This is a genomic window from Bradyrhizobium sp. Unk1 (assembly GCF_059512345.1).
The window spans coordinates 1-2,117 of the sequence record NZ_JCAMOP010000149.1 but is presented as its reverse complement, the minus strand read 5'-3'; the positions used below and the strand labels follow the sequence as shown (position 1 = coordinate 2,117).

Below are 2,117 nucleotides of genomic sequence, written 5' to 3'. Positions count from 1 at the left end.
ACTTCCCGCCGCACACTCCGCATAATCGTGGGCTCCGCATAATTGCGGTTATGTGGTGCACCACATAACCGCAAGGGCCTCGACGGGCTCGCGACCATCGTCCAGGAAACGCTGAAGAAGGACCCGTTCTCCGGCCATCTGTTTGCCTTCCGCGGCAAACGCGCGTGCATTCTGAAGATCCTGTTCTGGGACGGCAACGGGCTTTGCCTGTTCACCAAAAGGCTCGATCAAGGCGGCTTCATCTGGCCCAGAATGAGCGATCCGGGCGGCACGGTCACGTTGTCGCCGACGCAAACTGGCGATGCTGATCGAAGGCATCGACTGGCGCACGCCGGAGCGTCGATGGCGGCCTGCAATCGCGGGCTGATACGCAAAAACCCCTTGTAATATAGCGAATCCGCTTCATCGAATCAGCCTGTCCGAGTAGAATCGGATATGCAGCTTGACCTCAACAATCTGCCGTCCGACCCAGCGCTTCTGCATCGTCTGGTGCGCGATATCGCCTCGCTGATCGAGCATCGAAACAGTGAGATCGAACGCCTCCGTCTGATCATCAAACAGCTTCAGCGCGCGCAATATGGGCGCCGCTCCGAGCGTCTCGACGCAGACCAATTTGCGATTGGATTTGAAGATCTGGACATCGATCTGCCCGTTGCCGAGACCAATCTGGACGCGATTGCAGCGCCCGCGCCGTCTCCATCCGCACCGCCGAAACGCAAATCGTTGCCCGATCATCTGCCGCGCGAAGAGATCGTTCTTGGCGCGGGCAGCGAGGCTTGCGCGTGCTGCGGCGGAGCCCTGCATGCCACGGCGAGAGCGTCAGCGAGATGCTGGACTGGGTGCCGGCCGAGGTGCGTGTCGTGCGTATCCGTCGCCCGAAATTTGCCTGCCGCGCCTGTGGGACCATCACCCAGGCCGCCGCTCCTGAACGGCCGATCGCGGGCGGATTGGCCACGCCGGCCCTGCTCGCCCATGTGCTGGTGAGCAAGTATTGCGACCACACGCCGCTCTATCGCCAGGCGCAGATTTTTGCGCGTCACGGCGTCGAACTGGAGCGCTCGACGCTCGCTGGCTGGGTTGGCGGCGCCTGCTGGTGGTTCGAAGCTTTGCAAGAACGGCTATGCAAAAACCTGTTCGCTTCCGACCATCTTTTTGCCGATGATACGCCTATCCCGGTGCTCGATCCGGGCCGAGGACGGACAAAAAGCGGGCGATTGTGGGTCTATGCCCGCGACCAGCGCGGCTGGAGCGGACCAGCGCCGCCGGCAGCAGTTTACGTGTTCGCACCGGATCGAAAAGCCGAGCGTCCCGCCTCGCATCTCGAGCATTTTAAGGGTGTTCTGCACGTCGATGGCTGTGCCGGCTTCGAGCGGCGGACCGGTAGCGGCAACATCATTCTTGCCGCCTGTTGGGCCCATGCAAGGCGCAAATTTTACGAAATTGCAGAGGCTGACGGTGCGCCGTTGGCGTTGGAAGCACTGCGCCGGATCAGCGAAATCTATGCCGTCGAGGCCCAAATCCGCGGTCAATCGCCTGCGCACCGACTGGCCGCGAGGCGCTCAATATCGAGGTCGCTCGTCGATAGATTCCGGCTCTGGATCGAGACGCAGCTGCCCCTGCTACCCGGTCGCGCCAAGCTCGCCGAGGCGATGCGCTACGCGCTCTCGCGGTGGGAAGGGCTGACACGCTTCCTGAACGACGGCCGCGTTGAGCTCGATACCAACCCGGTCGAACGCGCGATCCGTCCTGTGGCGCTCGGGCGTAAAAACCACCTTTTTGCCGGGAGCGACGGCGGCGGAAATCGCTGGGCAGTGCTCTGCTCGCTCATCGAATCCTGCAAATTGAACGGCGTCGAGCCCTACAATTATCTTCGCGATGTGCTCACGCGGATGGTCGATGGACATCCCGTCAATCGCCTCGACGAGTTACTGCCGTGGGCTTGGAAAGTATAAAATCCTGTCAAGGGATGAGGTCCGGTGCAAGCTCCGGACGCTTACGATGCACGCACGACGGTCGAACTGCGCAACGGCCAGAGTTTCGGTATCCCTCCGCCAAAGGCCGTCTTGTTTGAGGGACGCGAGGGCTGCAGGTCCTAGGGGTAATCCTAGGAGAAGCGC

At 61.7% G+C, this 2,117-nt stretch carries 1 protein-coding gene and 1 pseudogene; both read left to right on the top strand.

Features of this window, described 5'->3' with window-relative positions:
• Positions 1-42: 42 nt before the first annotated feature.
• The gene (gene tnpB, locus AC5ZFO_RS47735) at positions 43-387 is read left to right on the top strand and encodes an IS66 family insertion sequence element accessory protein TnpB (RefSeq protein ID WP_496124232.1); all 345 of its coding nucleotides are present in this window, start codon (positions 43-45) and stop codon (positions 385-387) included.
• Positions 388-435: 48 nt separating this feature from the next.
• Positions 436-1,952, top strand: a pseudogene (gene tnpC / locus AC5ZFO_RS47730) (IS66 family transposase).
• Positions 1,953-2,117 lie beyond the last annotated feature (165 nt).